We start from the raw sequence: 19,630 nt of genomic DNA on the forward strand, positions 1-19,630 counted from the left end.
ATCCATGAACCTGCTGACGGTATCCAATCTCATCAAAAGCTATAGTCGCGGCGGCAAGACACTCGCCGCGGTGGACGATGTCTCCTTCCATATCGAGCCAGGCGAAACGCTGGCGCTGGCAGGCCCTTCCGGCAGCGGCAAGTCGACAATCGCGCGGCTGGTGCTGCGACTGATCGAGCCGGATGGCGGACGCATCGAATTCGAAGGCGATAATTTCCTTGCCTTGCGCGGCGCGGCCTTGCGTGCGCGCCGCGCCCGCCTGCAGATGGTGTTCCAGGATCCGCTCGCCGCCTTCAATCCGCGCGCCACGGTGGCGCGCGTCCTCGACGACCCCTTGCGCATCCACGGCGTCGCCTCGCGATCCGAGCGCCCGCGCCGCATCGCTGCCTTGCTGGAACGGGTCGGCCTGGCGGCCGATCTCGCGCCCCGCGCCATCCACGAAATCTCCGGCGGTCAGCGGCAGCGCGTGGCGATTGCCCGCGCCATCGCCACCAAACCGTCGCTGATCGTGCTTGACGAAGCAGTATCGGCTCTCGATGTTTCAGTGCGCGGCCAGATCCTCAATCTGCTGCTCGACCTGCAGCGCGAGGAACGGATCGCCTATCTCTTCATTTCGCATGATCTCGGCGTCGTCCGGGCGGTCGCCCACCGTGTCATCCTTCTCGATGCCGGTCGGATCGCCGAGAACGGTGATGCCCGAACCGTCATCGGTGCACCGCAATCGGCCATCGGCCAGGCGCTGGTGGCAGCCGCCCCGAGATTACACAGGACCACACAGGACGCATCATGACCGATCCCGAAGCCAGAGCAGAGAAACTGTCGCGCGAGCTCGATTCCGCCTTCCGCAACCGCGCCGATCTCTATCGCCTTTTTCTCGACGAATTGACCGAGGAGCTGGGCGCCGAAAAGGCCGAGGCGATCATGATCCGCACCATAGAACAGCGTGGTAGGGAGGTTGCAGCGGCCGCTTTTGCCGCCTTCGGCCCCAACGATGCGCCAGCAATCGGCGAGGCGTTTCTGGCTGTCAGCCCGGATAGCGGCCTGATGTACCCGACCGATATCGAACGCAGTGACGACCGCATCGCTTTCAAGGTCAAGCGCTGCCCCCTGAAGGATGCCTGGGTCGAGGCTGGTGTCGGCGACGACAAGCTCGCGACCCTCTGCCGCATCGCCGGCGCCTTCGACCGCGGCCTCTTCGAGGCGACCGGCGTGCGTTTCGACAATGTCACCTGGACGCCGGGTCACGGCTCCGACTGTTGCCACATCGCGCTGACCAACCAGGATGCTGGCTAAGCCGACGGTTTAAGGTGTGTCGAGGTTCAGGTCAGGCCGAGCCGAAAACGGCTGACGTCGCGAACCGGAGCGGAGCGTATTTAAGGTGCGTAAGCACCGGAAGCGCATGTGTCAGGCGTTTGCAGGCCTGCTGAATATCAACACGCCTTAACCCCCGACCATCAACCGGACGACCTCATCATGATTGGTCTCGGAAATCTTGCGCTCGCCGGCCTGGACGCCGCGCCGCAGGACGACGATGCGGTCCGAGACCGCAAAGATATCCTGCAGATTGTGCGAGATGAAGATCACGCCGCGTCCTTGCGCCTTGAGCTGGTGGATCAGCGAAATCACCTTGCGCTGCTCCGGCACGCCCAATGCCGCCGTCGGTTCGTCCATGATGAGGATCTGCGCGTCCCAGTAGACAGCGCGGCCGATGGCGACGGCCTGGCGCTGGCCGCCGGAGAAATTGCTGACCGGGGCGTTCATCCGGCTGACGTGGAAATCCAGCCGCCTCATCGTCTCCCTGGCCGCGTCGGCCATCGCCTTGCGGTCGAGCACCGGCAGAAAGCCGAACGCCTTGCGCATCGGTTCGCGGCCAAGAAAGATGTTGGCGCCGATCGATAGGTTGTCGGCCAGGGCCAGATCCTGGTAGATCGTCTCGATGCCCTTTTCGCGCGCCTCCTGCGGCGTCGCGAATGCCACCGGCTGGCCACCGAGCAGAATTTCGCCGCCTGTCGGCTGGAACACGCCCGAGATCGCCTTGATCAGCGTCGTCTTGCCTGCACCATTGTCGCCGGCAAGCGCCACCACTTCGCCCGCCCGCACGGCCATGGAGAAATCGCTGAGCGCACGCACGGCGCCGAAATGCTTGGACAGGTTGCGGACTTCGAGCAAGGGGGTGTTCGGGTTGGTGTTATTCATCCTGGCGGCCTCCACTGAACCGGCGCTGCGCCTGGTCTATGAGCACGGAAATGATGATGACGACGCCGACGGCGATGAACTGCCAGAACGGCTCGACATTGACGAAGACAAGCCCGTACTGGATCACCGCGATCACCAGCGCGCCGGCGACCGTGCCCAGGATCGTGCCGGAGCCTCCGAACAGGCTGGCGCCGCCGATCACCACCGCAGCGACGCTGTCGAGCAGCAACGGCTCGCCGGCCTGTGCCGCGCCGGCGGTGAAGCGCGCCGCGTAGAGCGCCCCGCCAAGGCCGGCGCACATCGCAGACAGCACATAGAGCCGCAATATGTGGCCCTTGATGTCGATACCGGCACGCCGCGCCGCCTGCACATTGGCGCCGATGGCATAATTGTGCTGGCCGAACCGCGTCTGGCCGAGCAGATAATGCATCGCGATGACGAAAACGGCAGCGATCATGACCAGATAAGGCACGCCGTGGAACTTGCCATTGCCGAGCAGCGCGAACCAGGAATTCTGCACCGGCACAGTCGTGCCGCCGGCAAGCAGGAAGGCGACACCGCGCGCCACGCCGAACATGCCGAGCGTACCGATGAACGGCGGCACCCTGAGGCGCGAGATTAGGAGGCCATTGATGATGCCGGGCAAGCTGGCGACGATCACCGCCGCAAGGATGCCAGCCAGCATGGCCAGCGGCAAGGGAATGGCGGCGGCGCCCGCCAGATTGGTGGCATGTGCGGCAACGACTGCGGCAAGCCCCATGATGAAGCCGAGCGACAGGTCTATGCCGCCCGAAATGATGACGAACGTCTGTCCGGTCGCAAGCAGCAGCGGCGCTATCGCGAAGATCGCGATGGACTGCAAGTTGAACGGGTTGAGCACGAACGTCGCGCCGAAGGCGAACCTCGACCATATCTCGAAACAGATGATCAGGCCGGCGAGGAACAACCAGGCGCGCCCTTCGGCGATGCGTCCGATCAGGGTCCTGGCCGGATCGCCATGATCGGCCTGGGGGGCGACATGCTTCTCGGCCGGTTGGGCTGGTGATGTCGAGGTCATGAATACTCCGCGGCGCGGCTGTCTTCAAACAGGCCCCGCCTTTTGCGGGACCCGGCACGAGCTCCCCCCGGCGATACCGGGAGGAGCCAAGCTCGTCTGGACTTACTCGGAGTAGAGATACTTCGATATCTTCGGGTCCGCGATGTTGGACTTGTCCATGATCGTGAAGCCGGTGCCGATCGCGACCGGGATCGACTGGCCGGTCAGATGGGCATAGGCCGAAACGACCCCGAAATAACCGATCTCGGCGGGATGCTGGGCGATTGCCACATCCACGAGGCCGGTATTGATGTTGTCGACGATGCTGGTCGGTGCATCGAAGGCAACGACCTTGACGGTGCCCGTCTGGCCCGCCTGCTTGACGCCGTTGGCGGCACCCAGGGCCGAGAACAGATTGGCGCCGAACACGCCGACGAGATCGGGATTGCGCGCGAAGACAGCCTGCAGCTGCGAGGCCGCCTTGTTGGCGTCGTCATCATTGAATTGGGTCTCCAGCACGGTGATGCCCGTATGCTTGGCCATCTCCTTCTTGAACCCCTCTTCGCGCTGGTCGGTGGTCGAAATGCCGGGCTTGACGTTCGACACATAGACCTTGCCCTTGTCGCCGATGGCGGTGGCCAGCGCGCGCGCGGCGATCTCGCCTCCCAGCACATTGTCCGAGGCAATGTAGGCCAGCGGGAAATCGGCATCGCCTGCACCCGTCTGGTAGACGCCGCTGCCGATGAAAGTATCGACTGTTATGACCGGGATGCCGGCGTCATTGGCCTTGCGCAGCGGCTCGACCAGCTGAACCTTATCGGTCGGCGCGATCAGGATCGCATCCGGCTTCTTGGCGATGACCGCGTCGAGCACCGGCACCTGGGTGACCGGGTTGAAGTCCGGAGCGCCCTGGAAGACCAGGTTCACGCCGAGCGCATCGGCCGCCGCCTGGGCACCCTTGCGCATGGTGATGTAGAAGCCGTCGGTGGTGAGGCCGGGAATGAGCGCAATGGTGTATTTCTTGTCCTGCGCCTGCGCGGGCGCCATCAGCACCGTCGCGCTGACGGCAAGTGCCGCGAGCGCGGCAACGATCTTCTTCATGACATCCTCCTCATTGTTGGCAGTTCTGCCGTTTTCGGTGACATTGGAATGGCCGTCATCCGCGCGGAGGCAGGATGCCGACGGCCGGGAACGCCTGTTGCCTTTCGCGGGCAGCTCCTCCCAAGCGCCCTCCAGTCTAAATGTCAGCCGGTCCAGCCCACCGGCACAATCGCCGTGCTCGCTTTCGTCGCCTCCGCGAAGTCAGGGAACCACCGCGCCCGGCATGCCTGCACGCCGGGTTCGCAGTTTGTAACACTTTGCAGAAATAAATTGCAACACGGTTTTTTCCGAGGCCACAACGCCGGCTTTCCCAGACACCATCTGACTGCTCCTCGGAGCCCCCGGCGAACTATCGTCCCGACTCCCCGGCGACACAATCGATTTCGCAACAGCTTCTCTCCGCGCCGACAGCGAGCGGCAGCTATCGCGTTGCAAGAACCGCGAGGATGGCCTGCGCAGTCTTGGTATCCGTTACCAGCGCGTTGATCAGCCGGGCGCGAGCGGCGCCAATGATGGCCGTCGCTTTTTCCGGCGTCGCGGCGATACCGATCACCAAGGGCACGGCCCGAAGTTGCGCCGGCGACATGGCGATCATCCGGCCCTCTCCGTCCCAGGCTATCGGCACGCCATCGGCATCGAAATAATGCCGAAGGACATCGCCGGCCGCGTGGACCAGCGCCTGCTCGCTCGGCGTGGCGGCACTCGCCTCGGGCGCGTTGATGGCATGCGGCAGGCCAATGCCGACGATCGCCACATCAGTCCTGTCCCACAGCGCGACGGCATCGCGGATGGTGGCGTCTCCGAGGAAGACCTCGCGCAACTCGCTCGACGGCAGATAGGGGGCGTGGATGAAGTGTGGCGTGCCGCCGAACTCCTCCGCGGCAAGCCGCACGAATTCGTTGACCTGGAAATGCGCCGCGTGCTGCTGCATGCCGCCGGTTGCGGCCACCGTCAGCACGCCTGGCATGCGCGGCAGGCCGGCTCGAATGACCTCGCGCACCGCGCGCCCCCAGCCGATGGCGACCACAGAGCCGGCCACCAGCTGCGCCTGCCTGAGCAAAGCGCCAAGCGGGGCGGAAAGCGCCGTCAGCGCGCCCGCCGCCGGCGTCTCGACAATGGCGGCGTCCCGCAATTTCAATCCGTCGACAAGTTGCCTGGTGATATCTTCCGGCGTCGCCAGGTCGATGACCTCGATGCGCACGATGCCCTCGGCCCGCGCCCGCTGCAGCAGGCGCGAAATCGTCGCGGTGGAGACACCGAGCTGCCGCGCTATGTCGACCTGCGACATCTCCTCCACATAGTGCAGCTTGGCAACCGTGTGCAGCATGGTGCGCGATGCGGTCGCGTCCTGGACGGAGGGAACAGACAGCTTGCAATTCCTTTCAGCAACGTGTTACACACGTGTACGCCGATGGGAGTTATCGCGCAAATCCGGCGAACTCGCAACTTGAGGGCCATACCAGGCCAAGCGCCGGCAAGGCTGCTTATCCCAGCGGCCGGCGATGCCTCAGGCGGCAAAAATCTTCCTGCCGGCAGGCGGGCAAACTGACCATTGTATCCACGGGATCAGCGCCCTCGACGAGAGAGCGCCAACATCGGACAGAAGACCATGACGAAGATGACCACCGCGGAACGGCGCGGCTACCAGCAGATATGCGGCAAGGACGGAGCCATGGTGGCCATCGCCTGCGACCAGCGCGGCGGCATGCGCACCTTGCTGGCGTCGGACCCCGCGGACCAGGCCAGGATCACCAACGACATGCTCGGCGACACCAAGGCCGACATCACGCGCTACCTGGCAAGTGCGGCCTCCTGCGTGCTGCTCGATCCGCTCTGCGCGGTGCCGCGGGTTGTCGATGAAGGCGTGCTGAACCGGGATACCGCACTCCTCATCGGCCTCGACGCCTCCGGTTTCGACGTCTCGCCAGAAGGCTACCGCCTGTCTCGGCTGGTTCCCGGCATCGATGCGCGGCGCGTGCGCGAACTCGGCGGCACGGGCGGCAAGATCATGGTGTATCTGCGGGCCGACAAGCCGCAGGCCAACGAACACAACATCGCCATCCTGCGCCAATGCATCACCGATTTCGGCAAGGAGGACCTGCTGCTCGTGGTCGAATTCCTGACCTATCAGCTTGAAGGTGAAAGCCCCGAGGACTATGCGGCCAAGACACCCTGGCTGATCGAGGAGGGTACAAGGATCTCGCTGGAATGCGGCGCGAAGGTGCTGAAGCTTCCCTACCCCGGAACACCGGAAGCCTGCGCCAACATCACAAAAATGGCCGGCGAAGTGCCGTGGGCCGTGCTTTCGGCTGGCGTCAACCACGCCACCTTTCTCGGCCAGGTCGAGATCGCCATGCAAAACGGCGCCTCCGGTGTGATCGCCGGCCGTTCACTGTGGAAGGACTGCATCTCGCTCGACCGTGACATTCAACGCGAAAGGCTTGAGACCATCGCGGTGCCGCGACTGCGCGAGATCCAGGCGGTGATCGGGCACTATCGGCAGAAGGCCGCCGCCTGATATCCTGTTGGATCACCGACACGTGCAGGATGTCATGCCACAAAAGTCGATGGCCATAGGGATCGATATCGGCGGCACCAATTTGCGTGCCGCCCGCATCTCCGGCACCGGTGAAATCCTCAAACGCCTCTCCGAGAAGAGCGCGCCCGATCCGGAACTGGTGCTTGGCCGCATCGCCGACATGGTGCGCCTTCTCGATACGCCTGATGTGGTGGCCATCGGCGTCGGTGTTCCCGGCCGCGTCGATGCGCGCCGCGGCGCGGTCCTGTCGGGAGGCTACGTCAACCTTGCCTCGGTCGCGCTCGCGCAGCGGCTGGAAAGCATGACCGGCAAGCCTGTTATCCTCGACAATGACTGCAATATGGCGCTGGCCGCCGAGATGGTCCTTGGCGCCGGCCAAGGCCACGACAACATCGCCATGTTCACCATCGGCACAGGCATCGGCGGCGCCGTCGTCCAGAACCGACGGATCATGCGCGGCCGGGCAACGGCGGGGCAACTTGGCCACATCACCGTCGACGTCAACGGCGAGGTCTGCGCCTGCGGGCGTCGCGGCTGTGTCGAAACCACCAGTTCCGGCACGGCACTTGGCCGCCATATCGCGCTCGCCGGCTTTGGCCCCAACGTTTCGGTCGACCAGCTCTTTGCCCGCGACGCGGCCGGCGACATCAAGGCGCGCGGCATACTGGAGACCTGGGCAAGGCCGCTGCGCGCGGCGATCGATACCACCGTCGCCATGTTCGACCCCGATCTCGTCCTGCTTGGCGGTGGGCTTGGCCTGGCGGCACACAGAGCGCTCGGCCACGCGCCGGCGCTGGCGCCATGGTACCAATGCCCGGTAGCGCCGGCGCAGCTCGGCGACGATGCCGGTGTGATCGGCGCCGCGCTGCAGGCGCTTTCGGCGACGGCGTCGACATCGCCTTCCGTTCAGCCTGGCCGCGCCAGACGCGCCGTGCTCGTCAACGGCATCCCGGCCAGCGGCAAGAGCACGGTGTCACGCGGCATCGCCGATCGCATGGGATGGCCGCTGCTTGCACTCGATACCGTCAAGAATCCGTTCCTCGAAGTGCTCGGCGGCGCCGACCGCGAATTCAATCGCACGCTCGGCCGCGCCAGCTACCAGGCAATCTGGTCGCTCGTCGGCGACGCCCCTGCAGGCAGCACCTTCATCGTCGATGCCTGGTTCGGTTTCCAGCCGCGGCAAGTGCTCGAAGATCATCTGCGCAAGGCCGGCGTCGAACACACAGTCGAAATCTGGTGCCACGCGCCCGGCGAGGTTCTGGCCGAACGTTATGGCGCCCGGCTCGGTCAGCGCCTACCCGGCCATCCCGGCGCCGCCTATATCCCTGAACTGATTGAACTGGCCAAGCGCGCCGAACCGCTGCGGCGCGGGCCGCTGTTCGACGTCGATACGACGCAGCCGATCGACTTCGATGCCATCGCCGCATGGCTGCGCGCGACCCTGGCCAGCGACGCCTGAGCCGCTTCCGGTGCCAGCGCCGGTTATGCCGGTGGCAGCCGAAGCGTCGCGCGGGCGATCTGCCAGGCGGATTTGACATGCCGCCGCGCCGCCGCTTCAGCCTCGTCGGGCCTGCGCGATCTGATGGCATCCATGATCTCGGTCATCTCGGCAATCGCCGGTCCGCGACGGTTAGCGGAAAGAATGGTCATGGAACGCAGCTGATTGATGCGCACATTGAGCCCGGTCACGATCTCCCAGGCGACGCGCTTGTCGGCTGCCTCGAAAAGCACTTCGTAAAACTTTGTCGTCGCCCGCATCACCTCGGCCGGCTTGCTGGATGCCCAGGCTTCGAAAAGATTGGCGAGCGCACTGTCGAGCAGGGTCAGTTGCGCATTCGTCGCCGACATGGCGCAGGCACGCGCGGCTATGCCTTCGAGCAGGGCCCTGAGCTCATAGATCTCGTCGGTTCGGCCAAGGTCCGGCTTGGCCACCGCCGGCCCGTGCCCCGGTATCATCTGCACCAGGCCTTCAGCCTCTAGTTGCCGCAAGACCTCGCGTACTACCGAACGGCTGACGCCGAGCTGGTCGCAAAGCGGCCGCTCGACCAGTCTTTCGCCGGGCTGGAAATGGAAATCCATGATCGCCTCGCGCATGCGCTCCAGCGCCAATGTTCTCAAGGTCTTGGCGCTGCGGTCGATGCGAAGCGTGTCGTCTGACATGGGCGGTCTCCTGCCTCGCCACGAAAACAGATTCCATGGCCGGTTGACAAGTTTCTTGGCGCTCCATACCATGGTATACCATAAGATGATATGGCATCGACGACCGAGGACTTCATGCAGCCCGTCATTCGCAAGATCGTCACCTACACCGAAAACACGCTGATTGAGGGCGGCAAGGCAGCGCCTCGGCCGCTGCGCCTGATCGGCGTCGCGGCAGTGCTTGCCAATCCGTGGGCCGGACGCGGCTTCACCGACGATCTGTCGCCCGAAATCCGCGCCTGTGCGCCAGTGCTGGGAGAGACGCTGACCCGGGAAATCATCGCCATCGCCGGTTCGGGCGACGCCATCGAGGGCTACGGCAAGGCCGCGATCTGCGGTACGTCGGGCGAGATCGAACACGCTTCGGCACTGATCCACACGCTGCATTTCGGCAATTACTACCGCCGTGCCGTGGGCGCCAAGACCTATCTCGCCTTCACCAATCTGCGCGGCGGCCCGAACACACCGATCATGATCCCGCTGATGGACAAGAACGACGAGGGTAGGCGCTCGCACTACCTGACAGTGCATTTCCAGATCGGCGACGCGCCGGCGCCGGACGAGTTGGTGGTGGCGCTCGGCGCCTCGATCGGCGGCCGGCCGCACCATCGTATCGGCGACCGCTACCAGGACCTCAAGGACGTGGGCGACCTGCATGGCTGACGCACCCGCATCGGCATGGGCTCGACAGGGTACGGCGCCTGATGGCACCGGCTTCATTCGAGCCGGCTCGGGCGCGCCGGTACTGTTCATCCATGGCGTTGGCATGAATGCCGCGATCTGGCAGCCGCAGATCGACCGGATGGCCGGCAGTTGGGATGTGATCGCCATCGACATGCTCGGCCATGGCCGGTCGCCGCTCCCGCCACCGAGCCCGGAACTGGCCGACTATGCCGATCAGGCCATTCGCTTGCTCGATCATCTCGGCCTCGACAAGGTGTCGGTCGTCGGCCACTCGATGGGCGCGCTCGTCGCCCAGGAGCTTGCGTTACGGGCACCCCAGCGCGTTCGCGGCATCGTATCGCTGAATGCCGTCTTCCGGCGCCCACCCGAATTGGCCGAGGCCGTCCGCCAGCGCGCGGCCGCCCTCACCGGCCAGAGCGACGCGACTGGCACGGCACAGACCATTGCCCGCTGGTTCGGGGACCCGGTGCCCGCCGAACTCGAGGCGGCGGCGGGCAAGACGGCATCCGCGCTCAGCGCGGTCGACCCGGAAGGCTACGCCCGCACCTATCGCCTGTTCGCCCGTGCCGACGGCGACCACGCCGAGCGCCTGCAAACGCTTGCCGTCCCGGCCCTGTTCATGACCGGATCCGAGGACAGAAACTCCTCGCCGGCAATGTCGGCCGCCATGGCGCGGCTGGCGCCGCACGGCCGCTGCATCGTGCTTGCCGGCGAACGTCACATGATGGCGGTGGCCGCACCGGACCTCACCACGCGCCGCATCGTCGGCTTCCTCGAGGCGGCGGAGCAAGGGGATGGGACGGTGCCTTCCGGTTTCGACAGCGGCGACTTCCGCCGCGCGCTCGGCTCCTTCCTTACCGGCGTCACCATCGTCACCACGATCGGGCCCGAAGGCGAGCCGCGCGGCTTCACAGCCAACTCCTTCACCTCGGTGTCGCTCGATCCGCCGCTGATACTCGTCTGTATTGCCCATAAGGCCTTGGGCCATCCCGTCTTCGTCACCTCGAAGAGCTTCGCCATCAACATCCTCAACGAGGATCAGAAGGCGGCGTCCGGCATCTTCGCCTCGAAAGCGGCCGACAAATTCGCCTCCGTGGCCTGGCGTCCAGGACAGACCGGCAGCCCGTTGCTGGACGGCTCGGTCGCGTCCTTCGACTGCGACATGGAGCGGCTGGTCGACGCGGGCGACCATTCGATCCTTATTGGCCGCGTACGCGATTTCGAGCACAACTCCTCGCAGCCTCTCGGCTACTGCCGCGGCGCCTATATCGCACCCGGCCTCAGCCAGGAGGCGCTTGCCGCCGCCCAGCCCGGCACCGATGTCGGCGCCATTCTCGAAAATGGCGGCAGGATCCTATTCCTGGAAACGGCAGATGGCTTCGAACTGCCACGCGGCCGGGGACTGGGCTCGGCCGGCGATGGCACGAGCCTCCGGGGCCTGCTTGCCGCCAAGGCTATCGAGGCCCAGCTCGGCTTCCTTTTCGCCGTCTGGGACGACGCTGGCAATTCGTCGCGCACGCATGTTTATTATCGCGGCACGTTCGACGTGCCCGCCTCCAGCGATCGTGGCATCCGGCTGGTCGACATCGACGCGATCAGCGACTTGAAGATCGTCGATCCGGCGGTCCGCTCGATGCTTACCCGCTATGTCAGGGAATGCACGCAGGACGCCTTTGGCGTCTATGTCGGCAATGAGATGGAAGGCGAAGTCAGGCCGCTGGGCAAAGCGCCCACGTCCGCTGCCGCCTATACAGGTGACCACAGATGAAGTTCTCGCTCTTCGTGCATATGGAACGGTCGGATCTCGCCAAGCCGCATTCGGAGCTGGTGAGCGAGCTCGAGGAATTGGTCCTGCAAGCGGAGCAGGCCGGCTTCGAGACGGCCTGGATCGGCGAGCATCACGGCATGGAATTCACCATCTCGCCGAACCCGTTCGTCAACATCGCTTATCTGGCGGCCAAAACCAGCCGCATCCGTCTCGGCACTGGCACGATCGTTGCGCCATTCTGGCATCCGATCAAGCTCGCCGGCGAAGCGGCGATGGCCGACGTCATCAGCGGCGGCCGGCTCGACATCGGCATCGCGCGCGGCGCCTACAGTTACGAATATCAACGTCTCTTCCCCGGTCTCGACGCCTGGGGCGCGGGCCAGCGCATGCGTGAGATGGTGCCGGCGATCCGTGGCCTATGGGACGGCGATTTCGAACTCTCCGGCGAGTTCTGGTCGTTCCCGCCGACCACTTCCTCGCCCAAGCCCTTGCAGAAACCATATCCGCCGATCTGGGTAGCGGCGCGCGACCCGAACTCGCACGATTTTGCGGTCGTCAACCACTGCAAGGTCCAGGTAACGCCGCTGGCTTCAGGCGACGACGAGGTGTCGAGCCTGATGCAGCGCTTCAACGCTGCTTGCGACGCGCATCCCGACATCGCCCGGCCGGAAATCATGCTCTTGATGCACACATTCGTTGCCGAGGATGCGGCCGACGCCGATCGGCTCGCCCGGGACCTGTCGAATTTCTACTGCCAGTTCGGCGCCTGGTTCCAGAACAAGAAGCCGGTGCATCAAGGCGTATTGGAGCCGCTCACAGAGGATGAGATCGCCGCGATGCCGCAATATGCGCCGGACAAGATCAGGCAGAATCTGGTGATCGGCGAAGCCGACGAAGTCATTGCCCGGCTGAAGGCCTATGAGGCACTCGGTTACGACCAGTACTCGATCTGGATCGACAGCGGGCTCTCGCACGAACGCAAGAAGAAATCGCTGCAACTGTTCATCGACCGGGTGATGCCGGCCTTCCTCTGATAGCGAGCCCATGACCGACGCTCTTTTCAGGAACTTCATCGACGGCCGCTTCGACGAGCCATCCGCGACCTTCGACAGCATCGATCCGTCGACCGGCGCGCCATGGGCCAGGATGCCGGCGGCGAGCGAAGCCGATGTCGACCGTGCCGTCGAGGGGGCGCACCGGGCGCTGCGTTCGGGCCCGTGGACGGCGATGACCGCCACCGCGCGCGGCAAACTGCTGGTCAAGCTCGGCGATCTCGTCGCCGCCAACGCCGGGCGTCTTGCCGAACTCGAGACGCGCGACACCGGCAAGATCATCCGCGAGACCCGTGCCCAGATCGCCTATGTCGGCGACTACTACCGCTACTATGGCGGGCTCGCCGACAAGCATGAAGGCGCGCATGTGCCGATCGACAAGGCGGATCTCGACGTCACCATCCGCCGCGAGCCTATCGGCGTCGTTGCCGCGGTCGTGCCATGGAATTCGCAGCTCTTCCTGTCCGCCGTCAAGCTCGGCCCGGCGCTGGCCGCCGGCTGCACGGTCGTGCTCAAGGCCTCCGAGGACGGCCCGGCGCCGTTGCTCGCCTTCGCCGAACTCGTCCAGCAGGCCGGCTTTCCCGAAGGCACCGTCAACATTCTCACCGGCTTCGGCCAGGATTGCGGCCGCCGCCTGACCAGCCATCCGCTGGTCTCGCGCGTCGCCTTCACCGGCGGCCCGTCCACTGCGCGTGCGATCGTCAGGAACACGGCGGAAAATCTCGCCTATACGACGCTCGAGCTCGGCGGCAAGAGCCCGGTCGTCGTCTTCGCCGATGCCGATCTCGACAGCGCCGCCAACGCGGTCGTCGCCGGCATTTTTGCCGCGACCGGCCAAAGCTGCGTCGCCGGCTCGCGGCTGCTTGTCGAGCGCTCGGTGAAGGATGAATTCCTCGACCGGCTGAAGCTCAAGGCCGAGGCGATCAGGATCGGCGATCCGCAGGACCCGGCCACCGAAATGGGTCCGCTCGCCACGCAGCGTCAGCGCGACTGGATCGAAAAGATCGTCGCGGAAAGCCTCGCCAAGGGCGGCACGCTGATCACCGGAGGGACACGCCCCGGCGGCCCCGGCTTCTACTACGCGCCCACCATCATCGATGCCGGCGACGGCAATCTGGCATGCGTGCGCGAGGAATTGTTCGGGCCTGTGCTCAGCGTGCTTGCCTTCGACACCGAAGCACAAGCGCTGGCGCTCGCCAACGACACCCCCTTCGGCCTGGCATCCGGCGTGTTCACCAGCAATCTCGGCAAGGCGCACCGCATGGCGCGCGACATCCATGCCGGCGTCGTCTGGGTCAACACCTACCGCGCCGTGTCGCCGCTCGTTCCCTTCGGCGGTTACGGCCATTCCGGGCTCGGCCGCGAGGGCGGCCTCGATGCCATCAGAGACTATACGCGCTCCAAATCCGTCTGGATCAAGACCTCGGACGAGCCGATCCCCGATCCCTTCGTCATGCGCTGAACAGCGTGTGGCGCAGGTGCACTGAGAAAAACAAGAACAGACCAACAGAGGAGAACAAAATGAAACTGATTTTGACCGGCATTCTGGCCGGACTGCTCGCGGCGACCGCCGCCAAGGCAGATGAAATGGCGTTCACCAGCTGGGGTGGCACAACGCAGGAAGCACAGACCAAATCCTGGGCAGCGCCCTTCGAAGCCAGCTCCGGCATCAAGGTCCTCCAGGACGGGCCGACCGATTACGGCAAGCTCAAGGCCATGGTCGACGCCGGCAACGTCACCTGGGATGTCGTCGACGTCGAGATGGACTTCGCCATCAAGGCCGCCAAGGATGGTCTGCTGGAGCCTATTGACTATGCGATCGTGCCCAAGGCCGATCTCGACCCCCGCTTCAGCAATGAGCATGCCGTCGGCAGCTTCTACTATTCCTTCGTGCTCGCCTGGAACAAAGGCGCGGTCTCCGGTGACACGGCGAGCTGGGCCGACATGTTCGACACCAAGAAGTTCCCCGGCAAACGGACCTTCTACAAATGGTCGGCGCCGGGCGTCATCGAGATCGCATTGCTCGCCGACGGCGTGCCGGCGGACAAGCTCTATCCGCTCGATCTCGACCGCGCCTTCAAGAAGCTCGACACCATCAAGTCGGATATTGTCTGGTGGAGCGGTGGCGCGGAGTCGCAGCAGCTGATCGCCTCCGGCGAGGCCGCCTTCGGCCAGCTCTGGAACGGCCGCGTCTTCGCGTTGCAGCAGGACGGAACCGATGTCGGCGTCTCCTGGAAGCAGAACCTAACCGCCGCCGACGTTCTGGTCGTACCGAAAGGGGCGAAGAACAAGGATAGCGCCATGAAGTTCCTGGCCGCCGCCACCAGCCCGGCCGGCCAGGCGAAATTCGCCGAGGCCAGCGGCTATGCGCCGATCAATACCAAGGCCAAGGCCGAGATGCCGGCCGATGCGGTCAAGGCCCTGCCCGACGCTCATGTCGACGGCCAGATCAACCTCGACATGAACTACTGGGCCGAGCATCGCGACGAGATCGCCACGCGCTGGTACGCCTGGCAGACCAAGTAGCGCCACAGAAACCGGCGGGGCGCGGAGCCGCGCCCCGTTTGGATAACGGGAACCGGCCGATGCAAGGAAATTTTCTCAGACGCGGCGCCATTGCCGGCCTGCCGGCCGGCAGCGGCGGCGCCTTGCCGGCCGTCGTTCTGGTCGGCCTGTTCTTCGTCGTGCCGGTCGTCGCCCTTTTGCTGCGCAGCGTCACCGATCCCGAGCCCGGTCTGCAGAACTACGCCGCGCTGTTCGGCAGCGGCACCTATGTGCGGGTGTTTCTGAACACCTTCCTCGTCGCCGCCGTCGTCACCGCCGTCACCATCCTGGTGGCGTTTCCGGTGGCCTGGATGCTGGCGATCATGCCGCCGGCCTTCGGCTCGCTCGTCTTCGGCATCATCATCCTGTCGATGTGGACCAACCTCCTCACCCGAACCTATGCCTGGATGGTCCTGCTGCAGCGCACAGGGGTGATCAACAGGACGCTGATGGGGCTGGGCGTCATCCAGGAGCCTCTGCCGCTGATCAACAATCTCACCGGCGTCACCATCGGCATGGTCTACATCATGCTGCCCTTCATGATCCTGCCTCTGGTCGGCACGCTGCGCGCCATCGACCCTATGACGCTGCGCGCCGCCGCCCTTTGCGGGGCAACCCCGTACCAGGCCTTCCGCCGCATCCTGTTGCCGCTGTCGCTCCCCGGCATCGTCGCCGGCGGGCTGATGGTTTTCGTCATGTCGCTTGGCTACTTCGTCACGCCTGCCCTGCTCGGCGGCACGTCCAACATGATGCTGGCCGAGATGATCGCCCAGACGGTGCAGTCGCTGCTCAACTGGGGGCTCGGCAGTGCGGCCGCCTTCGTCCTGCTCGTCGTCACCATGGCGCTCTACGCGCTCCAGCTTCGTCTGGTCGGCGCCAAGCGCCCCGCTGGAGGGCTCTGACATGCTGCTCGACTATGACAGGCTCGGATGGCTGCGCATGGCGCTTGTCGGCTTTACCGCGCTGGTCGCGGCTTTTTTGCTGCTGCCGGTGGTTTTCATCGTGCTGTTGTCGTTCGGCTCCTCACGCTGGCTTGCCTTCCCGCCGCCCGGCTGGACGCTGAAATGGTACGAGCAGCTGTTGGCGGACCCGACCTGGATCGATGCCGCGCTGACCAGCGCAAAAATCGCCGCCATGGCCGCCATCCTCGCCGTCATCATCGGCCTGTTCGCATCCTTCGGTTTGATCCGGGGTGAATTTCGCGGGCGCCAGATCCTGCGTGGGCTGCTGCTGACGCCCATGGTGCTGCCAGTGGTGGTGTTCGCCATCGCCGTCTACGCTTTCTTCCTGCGCATCGGGCTGGCCGGCACCACGATCGGCTTCGTCATCGCGCACACCGTCCTGGCACTGCCCTTCGCCATCATTCCGATCACCGCCGCGCTCGAGGGTTTCGACAAGTCCATCGAGGACGCGGCCATCGTCTGCGGCGCCAGCCCGCTGCAGGCACGGTTGCGGATCACCTTGCCCTCGATCCGGATCGGCATCTTCTCGGCGGCGATCTTTTCCTTCCTCGCCTCATGGGACGAGGTCGTGGTGGCGATCTTCATGGCGAGCCCGACCTTGCAGACCTTGCCGGTGAAGATCTGGGGCAGTTTGCGCGCCGACCTCAGCCCGGTCGTCGCCGCTGCCTCCAGCCTGCTCGTCGGCCTGACCTTGTGCCTGATGATCGTGACCGCACTCCTTCGCAGAAAATTATCGAGATGACCCGGCCATTCCTGTCCATACGCGCGGTGAGGAAGACCTTCGGCGCCTTCGTCGCCGTCCACGACGTCACCATCGATGTGCCCAAGGGCGAATTCCTGACCTTCCTCGGGCCGTCCGGCTCCGGCAAGTCGACGACGCTCTATGCGATCGCCGGTTTCCAGGACCCGACCTCCGGCGACGTCCTGTTGGAGGACACGTCGCTGCTTTCAGTGCCGTCGCACAAGCGCAATATCGGCATGGTGTTCCAGCGTTACACGCTATTTCCGCATCTGAGCGTTGCCGAAAACGTCGCCTTCCCGCTGCGCGTGCGCGGCCGCCCCGACGCCGAAGTGAAAAAGAAAGTCGCCGACATGCTGGCGCTGGTGCGGCTGGAGAATTTCGCCGGCCGCTATCCCGGCGCGCTGTCGGGCGGCCAGCAGCAGCGCGTGGCGCTTGCCCGTGCGCTCGCCTACGATCCGCCGATCCTGCTGATGGACGAGCCGCTGTCGGCGCTCGACAAGAAACTGCGCCAGGAGATCCAGGCCGAGATCCGCCGCATCCACCGTGAGACCGGTGTCACCATCCTCTATGTCACCCACGATCAGGAAGAGGCGCTCCATCTGTCGGATCGCATCGCCCTGTTCAAGGAAGGGCGCATCGAACAGATCGGCACCGGCGAGGACCTTTATCTCAGGCCGGCCAGCGAGTTCGTCGCCGGCTTCATCGGCAATTCGAATTTCCTGCCCGCCGAGCATCTGGAAACCGCCAATGGCGCGTCGACCGTACGCCTGGCCGACGGTTCGGTCGTGAGCGGCGTGAAGACGACGCAGGCCTTCGATCGCGGCCAGAAGGCGCGGCTGATGGTGCGCCCCGAAGCCTTCCGGCTCACGCCCGGACCTGCATGCGCAGCGCTCGCCGTCGAAATCGTCGATACCGCTTTCTTCGGCGACCGCAAGCGCGTCGTGGCGCGTACCGCCGGCGGCGATGAGATCGATGTCAGGCCGACTTCGGACGCGGCGGAACCGGATAGCGCGGATTGCGCCACTGGCAGGCGGATCTTTTTCGATCCTGCTTCCGCCTTCCTGTTTCCAGGCTGAAGGCCGCAAGCCTGCCCTTGGAAATGCGGCGGCAATTCCGCCGGCGGTCCGCACGGCCGGGCCTGTCGCTGGTGACGGCGAGCCACGGGTAGCGGCTTCGTCCTCGGGGAGTTTCGTACGCCTGCCGGCGCCCGAAACTCTTCACGGAAGGGGATCGTCCGCATCTGGAGAGCGATGGCAGGAAAGCGAACTTACGTCTGATTTGGAGAAATGCCGCTACGGTTCAAATCGTCCAGCCGTCCGGGAAGATGCAGATGGACACAATTTTCACGCTATAGCCGCCTGCGAGACCCTATAGCTTGCCTGCGAGATATTCTGAAATTCAGGCGACTTTCTCCACCTCGGAAGCGTCGCGGCGTGACATGAGTTTCTCGACTTCGATCATATGTTCCGTTCCCCAGGCGCAGAGTGGCTTCAAGGCTCCGGCAAGGGTCTGGCCAAACGCAGTGAGGGAATACTCGACTTTCGGCGGAATTTCCTTGAAGTCGAGCCGGTCGACGATCCCATCAGCCTCCAGTTCCTTGAGTTGCTGGATGAGCATCTTGTCACTGACATTGCCGATGGCGCGCCTCAGGTCACCATAGCGTCGGGCTTCGTGAGCAAGGTGGAACAGGATCAAAGGCTTCCACTTGCCACCGATGACAGCCAACGCAGCGTCCAGCCCGCAGATAAAGCTAGGTGTTGCCATTTCGTATGCTCCAATTAGTTCTTGCTAAAATAGCACTTACCAAAATGTGCATACTGGAAGAAAGAAAAGCAAGCCCCTAGATCGAAGCGATCATCATTTTCTAGGAGATCGAGATGGGCAGGCTTGAAGGTAAAATCGTCGTCATAACTGGCGGCAACAGTGGCATCGGTCTGGCTACCGCCAAACGGTTTGTGGCGGAAGGCGCAGAAATTTATATTACCGGCCGTCGTCAGGAGGAACTGGACAGGGCGGTCGAGGAGATCGGCTCCGCAGTGACAGCGGTGCACGGCGATGTTTCGCGTCTGGATGATCTTGATCGGCTGTTCGCGGCAGTGCGTGCAAAGAGCGGACGAATAGACGTTCTGTTCGCCAATGCGGGCTCGGAAAGCTGGCTCCGCTTGGCGCCATCGATGAAGCGTCATTCGATTTGACGTTCGACGTCAACGTCAAAGGCACGCTCTTCACGGTGCAGAAGGCGCTGCCGCTTATGCGGGCCGGTGGATCCATCATCCTCACCGGCTCGACCACCGGCTCGACGGGAACGCCTGCATTCAGCGTCTACAGCGCGACCAAGGCTGCAATCCGCAATTTCGCCCGAAGCTGGGCGCTGGACCTGAAGGGGGCAGGCATCCGTGTGAACGTGCTCTCTCCCGGCGCCACTGAGACACCCGGCCTCAAGGGTCTAGCAGAGGCTGGAGAGGAGGATGCCTTGCTGAAGGGCCTTGCCATGCAGATACCGCTCGGCCGTGTCGGGCACCCCGAGGAGACTGCGGCTGTGGCGCTCTTCCTTGCCTCGGACGAAAGCAGCTTCATGACCGGTAGTGAGGTCTTCGTTGACGGCGGAGCCGCACAAGTTTGACGACCCATCGAACCTCGGCCCGGCCATCGTTCGCTGGAAACGACCGGCCTGGTGCTTGGGGCGGCCAGGCCGGATCCAAGGGCTTATCCGAACGCGAAGCGGCCCGCCGGCTTTGAGCCTGGCGGGCCGTTTTGGTAAGTTTGGTTGCGGGGACAGGATTTGAACCTGTGACCTTCAGGTTATG

At 64.5% G+C, this 19,630-nt stretch carries 18 protein-coding genes and 1 pseudogene; 13 read left to right on the plus strand and 6 right to left on the minus strand.

All coding sequences use genetic code 11. From position 1 onward, the window contains the following. Positions 1-4: 4 nt before the first annotated feature. On the plus strand, positions 5-790 hold the full coding sequence (locus O7B34_RS26025) for an ATP-binding cassette domain-containing protein (protein WP_337148721.1): 786 nt from the start codon (positions 5-7) through the stop codon (positions 788-790). Further along, positions 787-1,293 carry an L-2-amino-thiazoline-4-carboxylic acid hydrolase gene (locus O7B34_RS26030; RefSeq protein ID WP_337148722.1) on the plus strand — a complete coding sequence of 169 codons (507 nt, stop codon included), beginning with the start codon at positions 787-789 and terminating at the stop codon, positions 1,291-1,293. Before O7B34_RS26025 ends, O7B34_RS26030 begins: the two co-directional genes overlap by 4 nt. 147 nt (positions 1,294-1,440) lie before the next feature. Here the strand turns inward: O7B34_RS26030 and O7B34_RS26035 are convergent, their stop codons facing one another. The 4 genes from O7B34_RS26035 to O7B34_RS26050 form a co-directional block, all read right to left on the minus strand. Continuing rightward, positions 1,441-2,196 (minus strand): ATP-binding cassette domain-containing protein, encoded by a 756-nt coding sequence (locus O7B34_RS26035; RefSeq protein WP_337148724.1) that lies wholly within the window; start codon positions 2,194-2,196, stop codon positions 1,441-1,443. Continuing rightward, on the minus strand, positions 2,189-3,253 hold the full coding sequence (locus O7B34_RS26040) for an ABC transporter permease subunit (protein ID WP_337148725.1): 1,065 nt from the start codon (positions 3,251-3,253) through the stop codon (positions 2,189-2,191). Before O7B34_RS26040 ends, O7B34_RS26035 begins: the two co-directional genes overlap by 8 nt. Before the next feature lie 102 nt (positions 3,254-3,355). Beyond that, positions 3,356-4,333, minus strand: coding sequence for an ABC transporter substrate-binding protein (locus O7B34_RS26045; protein WP_337138891.1), 978 nt, complete (start codon positions 4,331-4,333; stop codon positions 3,356-3,358). A 421-nt stretch (positions 4,334-4,754) separates the two neighbouring features. Then, on the minus strand, positions 4,755-5,660 hold the full coding sequence (locus tag O7B34_RS26050; RefSeq protein WP_337148727.1) for a sugar-binding transcriptional regulator: 906 nt from the start codon (positions 5,658-5,660) through the stop codon (positions 4,755-4,757). A gap of 282 nt (positions 5,661-5,942) precedes the next feature. Here O7B34_RS26050 and O7B34_RS26055 point away from each other — a divergent pair, with 282 nt between their 5' ends. Together O7B34_RS26055 and O7B34_RS26060 are read left to right on the plus strand one after the other, a co-directional pair. After that, the gene (locus O7B34_RS26055) at positions 5,943-6,851 is read left to right on the plus strand and encodes a tagatose-bisphosphate aldolase (protein ID WP_337148728.1); all 909 of its coding nucleotides are present in this window, start codon (positions 5,943-5,945) and stop codon (positions 6,849-6,851) included. 34 nt (positions 6,852-6,885) lie between these two features. Continuing rightward, complete coding sequence (locus O7B34_RS26060; protein ID WP_337148729.1) at positions 6,886-8,331, plus strand: ROK family protein; 1,446 nt, start codon at positions 6,886-6,888, stop codon at positions 8,329-8,331. A gap of 23 nt (positions 8,332-8,354) precedes the next feature. Here O7B34_RS26060 and O7B34_RS26065 read toward each other — a convergent pair whose 3' ends face one another. Then, positions 8,355-9,032, minus strand: coding sequence for a GntR family transcriptional regulator (locus O7B34_RS26065; RefSeq protein ID WP_337148730.1), 678 nt, complete (start codon positions 9,030-9,032; stop codon positions 8,355-8,357). A gap of 114 nt (positions 9,033-9,146) precedes the next feature. Between O7B34_RS26065 and O7B34_RS26070 the strand changes: the two genes are divergently transcribed. The 8 genes from O7B34_RS26070 to O7B34_RS26105 are packed head-to-tail and all read left to right on the plus strand — an operon-like array spanning position 9,147 to position 17,899. Beyond that, on the plus strand, positions 9,147-9,734 hold the full coding sequence (locus O7B34_RS26070; RefSeq protein ID WP_337139028.1) for an amino acid synthesis family protein: 588 nt from the start codon (positions 9,147-9,149) through the stop codon (positions 9,732-9,734). Beyond that, positions 9,727-11,523, plus strand: a complete 1,797-nt coding sequence (locus O7B34_RS26075) for an alpha/beta fold hydrolase (protein ID WP_337148731.1) — start codon at positions 9,727-9,729, stop codon at positions 11,521-11,523. The genes O7B34_RS26070 and O7B34_RS26075 overlap by 8 nt, the downstream gene beginning before the upstream one ends. Further along, entirely contained in the window at positions 11,520-12,557 is a 1,038-nt protein-coding gene (locus O7B34_RS26080; protein ID WP_337148732.1) for an LLM class flavin-dependent oxidoreductase, read from the plus strand. The genes O7B34_RS26075 and O7B34_RS26080 overlap by 4 nt, the downstream gene beginning before the upstream one ends. 10 nt (positions 12,558-12,567) lie before the next feature. Next, on the plus strand, positions 12,568-14,037 hold the full coding sequence (locus O7B34_RS26085) for an aldehyde dehydrogenase (RefSeq protein ID WP_337148734.1): 1,470 nt from the start codon (positions 12,568-12,570) through the stop codon (positions 14,035-14,037). A 59-nt stretch (positions 14,038-14,096) separates the two neighbouring features. Further along, entirely contained in the window at positions 14,097-15,101 is a 1,005-nt protein-coding gene (locus tag O7B34_RS26090; protein WP_337130404.1) for an ABC transporter substrate-binding protein, read from the plus strand. A gap of 59 nt (positions 15,102-15,160) precedes the next feature. Beyond that, positions 15,161-16,021 carry an ABC transporter permease gene (locus O7B34_RS26095; protein WP_337148735.1) on the plus strand — a complete coding sequence of 287 codons (861 nt, stop codon included), beginning with the start codon at positions 15,161-15,163 and terminating at the stop codon, positions 16,019-16,021. 1 nt (position 16,022) lies between these two features. After that, positions 16,023-16,823 carry an ABC transporter permease gene (locus O7B34_RS26100; protein ID WP_337148736.1) on the plus strand — a complete coding sequence of 267 codons (801 nt, stop codon included), beginning with the start codon at positions 16,023-16,025 and terminating at the stop codon, positions 16,821-16,823. Next, positions 16,820-17,899, plus strand: coding sequence for an ABC transporter ATP-binding protein (locus O7B34_RS26105; RefSeq protein WP_337148737.1), 1,080 nt, complete (start codon positions 16,820-16,822; stop codon positions 17,897-17,899). The genes O7B34_RS26100 and O7B34_RS26105 overlap by 4 nt, the downstream gene beginning before the upstream one ends. A gap of 322 nt (positions 17,900-18,221) precedes the next feature. Here O7B34_RS26105 and O7B34_RS26110 read toward each other — a convergent pair whose 3' ends face one another. Next, the gene (locus O7B34_RS26110) at positions 18,222-18,587 is read right to left on the minus strand and encodes a winged helix-turn-helix transcriptional regulator (protein ID WP_337148738.1); all 366 of its coding nucleotides are present in this window, start codon (positions 18,585-18,587) and stop codon (positions 18,222-18,224) included. A gap of 113 nt (positions 18,588-18,700) precedes the next feature. Here O7B34_RS26110 and O7B34_RS26115 point away from each other — a divergent pair. Next, a pseudogene (locus O7B34_RS26115) lies at positions 18,701-19,446 on the plus strand (SDR family NAD(P)-dependent oxidoreductase). The last annotated feature ends 184 nt before the right edge of the window (positions 19,447-19,630 follow it).

This window comes from Mesorhizobium sp. Cs1299R1N3 (genome assembly GCF_037179625.1).
Classification (GTDB): domain Bacteria; phylum Pseudomonadota; class Alphaproteobacteria; order Rhizobiales; family Rhizobiaceae; genus Mesorhizobium; species Mesorhizobium salmacidum.

Excerpts from the sequence above, each read along its gene's own strand:
- O7B34_RS26025 (WP_337148721.1), top strand. The coding sequence starts at position 5 with ATGAACCTGCTGACGGTATCCAATCTCATCAAAAGCTATAGTCGCGGC.
- O7B34_RS26030 (WP_337148722.1), top strand. The coding sequence starts at position 787 with ATGACCGATCCCGAAGCCAGAGCAGAGAAACTGTCGCGCGAGCTCGAT.
- O7B34_RS26035 (WP_337148724.1), bottom strand. The coding sequence starts at position 2,196 with ATGAATAACACCAACCCGAACACCCCCTTGCTCGAAGTCCGCAACCTG.
- O7B34_RS26040 (WP_337148725.1), bottom strand. The coding sequence starts at position 3,253 with ATGACCTCGACATCACCAGCCCAACCGGCCGAGAAGCATGTCGCCCCC.
- O7B34_RS26045 (WP_337138891.1), bottom strand. The coding sequence starts at position 4,333 with ATGAAGAAGATCGTTGCCGCGCTCGCGGCACTTGCCGTCAGCGCGACG.
- O7B34_RS26050 (WP_337148727.1), bottom strand. The coding sequence starts at position 5,660 with ATGCTGCACACGGTTGCCAAGCTGCACTATGTGGAGGAGATGTCGCAG.
- O7B34_RS26055 (WP_337148728.1), top strand. The coding sequence starts at position 5,943 with ATGACGAAGATGACCACCGCGGAACGGCGCGGCTACCAGCAGATATGC.
- O7B34_RS26060 (WP_337148729.1), top strand. The coding sequence starts at position 6,886 with ATGCCACAAAAGTCGATGGCCATAGGGATCGATATCGGCGGCACCAAT.
- O7B34_RS26065 (WP_337148730.1), bottom strand. The coding sequence starts at position 9,032 with ATGTCAGACGACACGCTTCGCATCGACCGCAGCGCCAAGACCTTGAGA.
- O7B34_RS26070 (WP_337139028.1), top strand. The coding sequence starts at position 9,147 with ATGCAGCCCGTCATTCGCAAGATCGTCACCTACACCGAAAACACGCTG.
- O7B34_RS26075 (WP_337148731.1), top strand. The coding sequence starts at position 9,727 with ATGGCTGACGCACCCGCATCGGCATGGGCTCGACAGGGTACGGCGCCT.
- O7B34_RS26080 (WP_337148732.1), top strand. The coding sequence starts at position 11,520 with ATGAAGTTCTCGCTCTTCGTGCATATGGAACGGTCGGATCTCGCCAAG.
- O7B34_RS26085 (WP_337148734.1), top strand. The coding sequence starts at position 12,568 with ATGACCGACGCTCTTTTCAGGAACTTCATCGACGGCCGCTTCGACGAG.
- O7B34_RS26090 (WP_337130404.1), top strand. The coding sequence starts at position 14,097 with ATGAAACTGATTTTGACCGGCATTCTGGCCGGACTGCTCGCGGCGACC.
- O7B34_RS26095 (WP_337148735.1), top strand. The coding sequence starts at position 15,161 with ATGCAAGGAAATTTTCTCAGACGCGGCGCCATTGCCGGCCTGCCGGCC.
- O7B34_RS26100 (WP_337148736.1), top strand. The coding sequence starts at position 16,023 with ATGCTGCTCGACTATGACAGGCTCGGATGGCTGCGCATGGCGCTTGTC.
- O7B34_RS26105 (WP_337148737.1), top strand. The coding sequence starts at position 16,820 with ATGACCCGGCCATTCCTGTCCATACGCGCGGTGAGGAAGACCTTCGGC.
- O7B34_RS26110 (WP_337148738.1), bottom strand. The coding sequence starts at position 18,587 with ATGGCAACACCTAGCTTTATCTGCGGGCTGGACGCTGCGTTGGCTGTC.